This window comes from Mycobacterium sp. (assembly GCF_032161845.1).
Taxonomy (GTDB): Bacteria; Actinomycetota; Actinomycetes; order Mycobacteriales; family Mycobacteriaceae; genus Mycobacterium.
The window spans coordinates 20,494-27,729 of sequence record NZ_JAVRQA010000542.1 but is presented as its reverse complement, the minus strand read 5'-3'; the positions used below and the strand labels follow the sequence as shown (position 1 = coordinate 27,729).

The window sequence follows — 7,236 nt, the reverse complement described above, 5'->3', positions numbered from 1 at the left end:
CGTGGTGGTGTTCGCCGTCGTATCGTGGCTGGCAGGCGTCGGACTCGGTTGGCTCACCGCGCTCGCGGGATCGGTCAAGATCATCAACTGGCTCACGGTGCCCACCGCGACCGCGAACCTGATCAATGCGATCGGTGGACTCTTCCTTCCGGTGAACTTCTACGCCGTCCTCGAGGTCACCAGGATCATCGGCGTCGCCGTCATCGCCATCTCACTTCCGTTGCTGTGGTGGCGATTTCGGCACGACGACCGTCAAGCCTTGACGGGGATCGCGCTGGCGATGCTCGTCGTGGTGCTGTTCGTGCCAGCGGCACTGCCGTGGTACTACACCTGGCCGCTGGCCGTGCTGTCGGCGCTGGCGCAGAGCAGGCAGGCGATCGCCGTGATCGCCGGCTTCTCGACGTGGATCATGGTGATCTTCAAACCCGACGGTTCACACGGCATGTACTCGTGGCTGCACGTGGCTCTCGCCACCGCCTGCGCAGCGGCGGCGTGGTACACGCTGGCGAACTCGCCCGAGAGGGCCGAGGCCCAGAAGACGCCGACGCCTCAGTCGACCGACGGTTAGTAAGCCATCGCCTGCGCGCGGCGAACCACCTCACGCGCCTGATGCGAATGCAGCGCATCCACCGGGCGGGCGTTCGGCCGCACTTCGGTGGATCCGTCCCGACTGAGGGTGAGTGAGGCGTCGGGGGTGAAGAGCCATCGCACGATCTCGGTCTCGCCGAAACCCCCGTCGTGCAGTACGACCAGTAGACCAGGAAGGCTCTTGACGACCTGCCCCTTGTCGTCGAAGAAGATCTGCGGCACCACCAGAAGCCCGTCGCGGCGCACCCCGATCAGATGCTTTTGCCGCAGGTGCTGGTGCACCTTGGTCACTGGGACGTTGAGGATGGACGCCACGGCAGGCAGGTCGTAGACGGCTTCGTCGGGATCCAGAACGTCCTCGGCAGCCGGAATGTTGCTCACGGGACCGAGTCTAAGATGCACGCGTGGATACCAGCCAGCGATCGGACCCGCTCGTCGGCATCGTTTTGGACTCCCGCTACCGAATGGACGCCATGATCGCGACCGGCGGCATGTCCGCCGTGTACCGCGGACTCGACCTCCGACTGGACCGGCCGGTGGCGTGCAAGGTGATGGATTCACGGTATGCGGGCGACCAGCAGTTCCTGGTCCGGTTCCAGCGCGAGGCCCGCGCCGTCGCCCGCCTCAAGGATCCCGGCCTCGTCGCGGTCTACGACCAGGGGATCGACGGCCATCACCCGTTCCTGGTCATGGAGTTGATCGAAGGTGGCACGCTGCGCGAACTGCTGCGCGAACGCGGCCCGATGCCACCCCATGCCGTCGCCGCCGTGCTGACGCCGATCCTCGGCGGTCTCGCCGCGGCGCACCGCGCTGGGCTGGTGCACCGCGACATCAAGCCGGAGAACGTGCTGATCTCCGACGACGGCGAGGTCAAGATCGCCGACTTCGGGTTGGTCCGCGCCGTCGCCGAGGCGAAGATCACCTCGACGAGTGTGATCCTCGGCACTGCGGCCTACCTGTCACCCGAACAGGTGAGCACCGGCGACGCAGGTTCGGAAAGCGATGTCTACGGCGTGGGCATCCTCGCCTACGAATTACTTACCGGCACCACGCCGTTCACTGGCGACAGCGTACTGACGGTCGCATACCAGCGGATGGACAACGACGTGCCGCCGCCCAGTGCCGCGATCGCGGGCGTGCCGCGGCAGTTCGACGAGCTGGTGTTGCGAGCGACCAGGCGCAGTCCCGGCGACCGGTACGCCGACGCGGGGGCCATGGGCGCCGCGTTGCACGCGATCGTCACCGAGCTCGGTCTGCCGCCGTTCCGGGTGCCCGCACCAAGCAATTCCGCACAGCACGTGGCGTCGGCGGAATACCACAGCCGGATTCACCAAGACGACCGCACCACGCAGACCACCACTGCCCCACCACCGCCGACGCCGATTCTGCCGACCCGCGATCCTGCGCCAGCGCCCGTGCCGCCGCGGCAGCACACCAGGGAGATGACGCGCGGACCCGACGACTGGGAACGGCCCGAGAACCCTTCCGCACCAGGTCAATTCGCCGGGATCGACATCGACGAGCTGGAGTGGGCCAGTCAGCGCGGGCGACGCGTCACGCTCTTCTGGTTGGTGGGCCTGCTGACGCTCACCGCGCTGGTCGCCGCCGGAGCGTGGACCCTTGGCAGCAACGTGACGGGGTTGTTCTAACCCCTCAGCATCTCCGCGACGAGGAACGCCAACTCCAGCGACTGCTGAGTGTTCAGCCGCGGATCGCACGCCGTCTCGTAGCGGCCGGCCAGGTCGGAATCCGAAATGTCCTGTGCCCCACCGAGACACTCCGTCACGTTCTCGCCGGTGATCTCGACGTGAATGCCACCGGGGTGAGTGCCGAGGCCGTGATGCACCTCGAAGAAACCCTGGACCTCGTCGACGATGCGATCGAAGTGCCGGGTCTTGTAACCGGTCGACGACTCGTGGGTGTTGCCGTGCATGGGATCGCACTGCCAGATCACCTGACGTCCGGTGGCCTGCACCTTCTCGATGATTGGCGGCAACAGGTCGCGAACCTTGCCGTTGCCCATCCTGCTGACCAGTGTCAGGCGACCGGGCCGGTTGTGCGGATCGAGGCGCTCGACGTACTCGACGGCCAATTCGGGTGGCGTCGTCGGGCCGATCTTGACCCCGATGGGGTTGGAGATGGTCTCCACGAAGCCGATGTGCGCGCCGTCGAGTTGGCGGGTGCGATCACCGATCCACACGTAGTGCGCCGACAGGTCGTACAGGCGCGGTTCCGGGGCGTCGGAGGGAAAGTCGTTCGACAACCGCAGCATCGCCCGCTCGTAGTCCAGCACCAGCGCCTCGTGGCTGGCGTAGATCTCGGCGGTCTGCAGGTTGCGGTCGTTGACGCCACAAGCGCTCATGAACCGCAGCGCGCGGTCGATCTCGGCCGCCAACGCCTCGTACCTGGCGCCTGCGGGCGAGGTGCGGACGAACTCGCGGTTCCAGTCGTGTACCGACTCCAGCGACGCCAGCCCCGACGACGTGAGGGCCCGCACCAGGTTCATCGCGGCGCTGGCGTTGGCGTACGCACGCACCAGGCGTGAGGCATCGTGGTCGCGGACCGATGCGTCCGGTGCAAATCCATTGATCATGTCGCCGCGGTAGGACTTAAGCCCCAGCGCGTCGATGTCGGCCGACCGCGGCTTGGCGTATTGCCCCGCGATGCGGGCAACCTTCACCACCGGCATGCTCGCGCCGTAGGTCAGCACGACCGCCATCTGCAGCAGCGTGCGGATGTTGGCCCGGATGTGCGGCTCGGTGTTGTCGACGAACGTCTCCGCGCAATCGCCGCCCTGCAGCAGGAACGCCTCACCCCGCGCGACGTCGGCAAGCTGTTCCTTGAGACGCTCGATCTCCGAAGGGACGGTCACCGGCGGCACGCTCTCCAGGACCGTCCGCATCGCCTTGGCCTGGTCGGCGGGCCAGCTGGGCTGCTGGGCCGCCGGCTTGGCCAGCGCAGCATCGAGCCGCTCGCGCAGCTCGGTCGATAGCGGCGGCAGCTCCGGCAGCTGATCGATGGGTACGTCGACGGTCCAATTCACCCGTCTATGGTAACCGCGCGCAGAAGCGGGTCCGACAACCTGGACCTGCCCATAGCCGCAGTTCAGGCGCGTGCGGCCCAACTGCCGTCGTCGTCGTCTTCGCTTGGGTGGTGCTCGGTCATGAGGCGGAACCTGGTCAGGTTGTGCCTGGCGTCCACCAGCGCGTCGTGCGCGTCACGGGGGCGCGGCGGCATGCGAGGCGAGCCCAGCCCCTCCCAGAACTGCCGCAGCTCCCTGGTGAACCTGGGGATCGCGGGCGGCAGGTCGGTCATCGGCCCCCACAGCTGGCAGAGCACGACGTGGTCGTACGCGCCGACCCACGCCCACAGTTCGATCGTCTCGTCACCGTCGATGTCGAAGAAGTCCTCGAGTTCAGAGCGAATCTGCCGCCTGGACCGCCACTGCTTCGAGGCGGGTGACGGAAGCTTCGGAAGAACGTTCTTGCGCACCCAGGCGCCCGCGCGATCGGGGTCGAATTCCGTTGAGATCGCATAGTATTCGCGACCATCCTCGGCTGCCACGCCAATCGATATCAGTTCGATGGTGCGACCGTCGTCGATGAACTCGGTGTCGTAGAAGTACTTCATCAGGCCGTTCCCGTGGTCGCCGCGACCGGAGCGGGTGCCGGGGCGGGGTGAATCTCCCTGTCGAGTTGGGCATCGACCTCGAGGTCGTCGGGAAAGTGTGGCTCCCCCGCGATGACGTGCTGCAGCCAGAGCTTGGCCAGCACGACGGGACGCCGCTGCTGCCGCTCCCTCGCCAGCGCGCGATGCATCCGCTTGGGCCGCTTGCCGTAGCGCCACCGCGCCCACGGGGCGTGCGGACGCGATAATCGGAGGGCCCCGATGATCAGCAGAGGCGTGATGAACATCCCGACCAGGCCCGTCCACACCTTGCCCTTGAGCAGCACCACCACCGCAAGGCCGAGCGTCACCAGGGCGATGCCGACGACGGTCGCCCGAGCCAGCAGCGTCTGGTCTTCACGCCAGATGTCGATGTCGAAGAACGACAGCGGGTTGAAGCCGAGGATCAGCAATCCGGCCACCGCGATGGCCGCGAATACCGCGTCCACGGAGGTCCGGCCGTCCTCCGACCAGTACACGTCTTGAAGGTGCAGGATCAACGCGAACTCGTCGAGCACCAGTGCGGCACCCATCCCGAAGAAGATTGCGGCCGCGGTGAATTCGGGCACGCCGCCGTCGACTGCGAGGGTCACCATCGTCACCCCGGAGATCATGACGAGGATGACGCCGATGACCACGTGGTGAATGTGGACGGTGCCGTGCCCGATATTGCGGGGCTGCCACCACTTGGGCGGTGTGTCGTTGGTCTTGTTGTTCTCGTTGTGCCGGATGTACCGGACGATCGTCCGCGTCACCAGGAACGTCAGCAGGAACGAGATCAGGCAGCACAGCAGCGGCAATCGACCCGGCGGGATTGCCAGGTCGAGCCCGAAGTCGAACTTCCAATCGTCGAACACGGGCAAAACTTACGCGCCGGCGGCGCGCGCCGTGGACAGGATGGTCCCCGACGCGCCGACGACCACCGATACTCTTGACGGCGAGATGAGAATTCGGCAGTTCCCCAGCGGGGCGTGGTGGGCAGGCGCGGCCTGGCGGCTGTTTCAGCTGCTCACCATCGCAGCAGTGGCCTGGGCGGGGTGGCGACTGCTGGCCACCACCCCGTACCGCATCGACATCGACGTGTACCGGATGGGCGGCCGCGCCTGGCTGAATGGCGATTCGCTCTACGACGACTTGTTCGCCACGGTGGCCGGGCTCGGCCTGCCGTTCACCTATCCCCCGCTCGCGGCAGCCGTCTTCTCCCCCTTCGCCTGGCTGTCGCTGGACGCGGCGAGCGCGACGATCACCGTCATCACCTTCGCCTTGCTGCTGGTCAGCACGATGATCGTGCTCACCCGCCTGCGGGTGTGGGAGCAACCCACCCTGATTTCGGGCCCGGCGTGGCTCAGGCGATGCTGGCTGGCCGCGGCGATCGTCGCGCCGTCGGCGGTCTACCTGGAGCCCATCCGGTCGAACTTCGAGTTCGGCCAGATCAACGTCGTGCTGATGACGTTGGTGATCGCCGACTGCGTACCGAAGAAGACGCCGTGGCCGCGGGGGCTGCTGGTCGGGCTGGCCATCGCCCTCAAGCTGACGCCCGCGGTCTTCCTGCTGTACTTCCTGCTGCGTCGGGACACCCGGGCACTCTTGACGAGCGTGGCCGCGGCCATCCTGGCGACGGCGGTCGGATTCGTGGTGGCGGCGCACGACTCGTGGCAGTACTGGACCGAGACCGTCCACGACACCGACCGCATCGGCACCGCGACGTACCTCACCAACCAGAACATCGCGGGCACCCTGGCTCGGCTTGGCCTCGGCGAGACGCCGCGCTTCATCATCTGGCTGATCGCCTGCTTCGCCGTGCTCGGTCTGACGGTGTGGGCGGTTCGCCGGGTGCTGCGATCCGACGATTCCGAAGGACTGCGCCCAGGCGACCAGTCGGTGCTCGCATTGATCTGCGTCGCGATGTTCGGGTTGGTCGTGTCGCCGGTGTCGTGGTCGCACCACTGGGTGTGGGCACTGCTCACCGTCCTGGCGACGGGCGTCCTCGCCGTCCGCTATCGCAGTATCGCCATGGGCGTGATCAGCGCCGTCGGAGTGCTCCTGATGTACTTTGCGCCGATCCATTTGATGACCGAGCACAAGGAGACCTCCGCCGCGCTGTGGCGCCAGTTGCTCGGCGGAGCCTACGTCTGGTGGGCGATCGGTTCGATCGTGGTCGCGGGAGCCGTCACCCTACGGGAGCGCAACGGCACGCGAGCGACCGTGGGCACAGCGCCAACGGAGGCTTCGAGTCAACCCGCGGCTGCGGTGGGGATGCGGGCGGGCGGCTTGCCGTCGGACCCGCCGTCGCCGCCCTCCTGAGCCACCTTCACGTCCGCCGCATAGAGGTCGACGTACTCCTGATCCGACATCCGCATCAACTCGTACATCACTTCGTCGATGACGGCTCGTTCGATGAATCGGTTGCCTGCCAAACCTTCGAACCTGCTGAAGTCCATGGGCTTGCCGAACCGGACCTCAACGCGGCCGAACCGCCACATCTTGGATCCCGGCGGGTTGACGACGTCGGTGCCGACCATCGCCACCGGGATGACCGGGACGCCGGTCTCAAGCGCCAGCCGGGCGATGCCGGTCTTGCCCTTGTATAGGCGTCCGTCGGGCGAGCGGGTGCCCTCGGGGTACATGCCGAGCACCTTGCCCTGGCTCAGGATGCGCTGCGCGGTGGTCAGCGCAGCGTGAGCGGAGTCGGCGTCGGTGCGGTCGATGGGGACCTGGCCGGCGGAGGTGTAGAACCACCGTTGGAACCGGCCCTTGACGCCGGTGCCTTCGAAGTACTCGGCCTTGGCCAGGTAGGTGATTCTGCGCCGAACGACCAGGCACTTGTAGAAGCTGTCGGCGACGGCGAGGTGGTTACTGGCCAGGATGACGGCACCCGAGTTCGGAACATTCTCCAGCCCTTGCACTTTCGGTCGACCAAGTAACGTCAACAGCGGGCCCATGAAGATGTACTTGAACAGCCAATACCACATCTAGCCTCCC

General features: G+C 66.7%; 8 protein-coding genes. 3 read left to right on the top strand and 5 right to left on the bottom strand.

Annotation, left to right across the window (positions count from 1 at the left end):
* The coding region (mptB, locus tag QOD90_RS30405; RefSeq protein WP_526356125.1) for a polyprenol phosphomannose-dependent alpha 1,6 mannosyltransferase MptB at positions 1-568 on the top strand (568 nt) is incomplete at its 5' end.
* Here mptB and QOD90_RS30400 read toward each other — a convergent pair.
* Positions 565-969, bottom strand: coding sequence for an Rv2175c family DNA-binding protein (locus QOD90_RS30400; protein WP_526356123.1), 405 nt, complete (start codon positions 967-969; stop codon positions 565-567). The two genes, mptB and QOD90_RS30400, sit on opposite strands and share 4 nt — an antisense overlap.
* Before the next feature lie 83 nt (positions 970-1,052).
* On the opposite strand from QOD90_RS30400, the gene QOD90_RS30395 reads away from it, so the two are divergent.
* Positions 1,053-2,237, top strand: a complete 1,185-nt coding sequence (locus QOD90_RS30395; RefSeq protein WP_526356131.1) for a protein kinase domain-containing protein — start codon at positions 1,053-1,055, stop codon at positions 2,235-2,237.
* On the opposite strand, the gene QOD90_RS30390 is transcribed toward QOD90_RS30395, so the two are convergent.
* From QOD90_RS30390 to QOD90_RS30380, 3 genes are all read right to left on the bottom strand, one after another.
* Entirely contained in the window at positions 2,234-3,631 is a 1,398-nt protein-coding gene (locus QOD90_RS30390) for a class II 3-deoxy-7-phosphoheptulonate synthase (protein WP_526356121.1), read from the bottom strand. The genes QOD90_RS30395 and QOD90_RS30390 overlap by 4 nt on opposite strands.
* A 62-nt stretch (positions 3,632-3,693) precedes the next feature.
* Entirely contained in the window at positions 3,694-4,218 is a 525-nt protein-coding gene (locus tag QOD90_RS30385) for a polyadenylate-specific 3'-exoribonuclease AS (protein WP_526356119.1), read from the bottom strand.
* Complete coding sequence (locus tag QOD90_RS30380) at positions 4,218-5,111, bottom strand: hypothetical protein (protein ID WP_526356117.1); 894 nt, start codon at positions 5,109-5,111, stop codon at positions 4,218-4,220. Before QOD90_RS30380 ends, QOD90_RS30385 begins: the two co-directional genes overlap by 1 nt.
* A gap of 85 nt (positions 5,112-5,196) precedes the next feature.
* Between QOD90_RS30380 and QOD90_RS30375 the strand changes: the two genes are divergently transcribed.
* A complete protein-coding gene (locus QOD90_RS30375) occupies positions 5,197-6,558 on the top strand; it encodes a glycosyltransferase 87 family protein (protein ID WP_526356115.1) in 1,362 nt (453 codons plus the stop codon).
* Here the strand turns inward: QOD90_RS30375 and QOD90_RS30370 are convergent.
* Positions 6,489-7,226 (bottom strand): lysophospholipid acyltransferase family protein, encoded by a 738-nt coding sequence (locus tag QOD90_RS30370; RefSeq protein ID WP_526356113.1) that lies wholly within the window; start codon positions 7,224-7,226, stop codon positions 6,489-6,491. The two genes, QOD90_RS30375 and QOD90_RS30370, sit on opposite strands and share 70 nt — an antisense overlap.
* Positions 7,227-7,236: the final 10 nt, after the last annotated feature.

What these genes read in the sequence shown, in the direction of transcription:
- QOD90_RS30375 (WP_526356115.1), top strand. Translation starts at nt 5,197, where the DNA reads ATGAGAATTCGGCAGTTCCCCAGCGGGGCGTGGTGGGCAGGCGCGGCC.
- QOD90_RS30395 (WP_526356131.1), top strand. Translation starts at nt 1,053, where the DNA reads ATGGACGCCATGATCGCGACCGGCGGCATGTCCGCCGTGTACCGCGGA.
- QOD90_RS30385 (WP_526356119.1), bottom strand. Translation starts at nt 4,218, where the DNA reads ATGAAGTACTTCTACGACACCGAGTTCATCGACGACGGTCGCACCATC.
- QOD90_RS30370 (WP_526356113.1), bottom strand. Translation starts at nt 7,226, where the DNA reads ATGTGGTATTGGCTGTTCAAGTACATCTTCATGGGCCCGCTGTTGACG.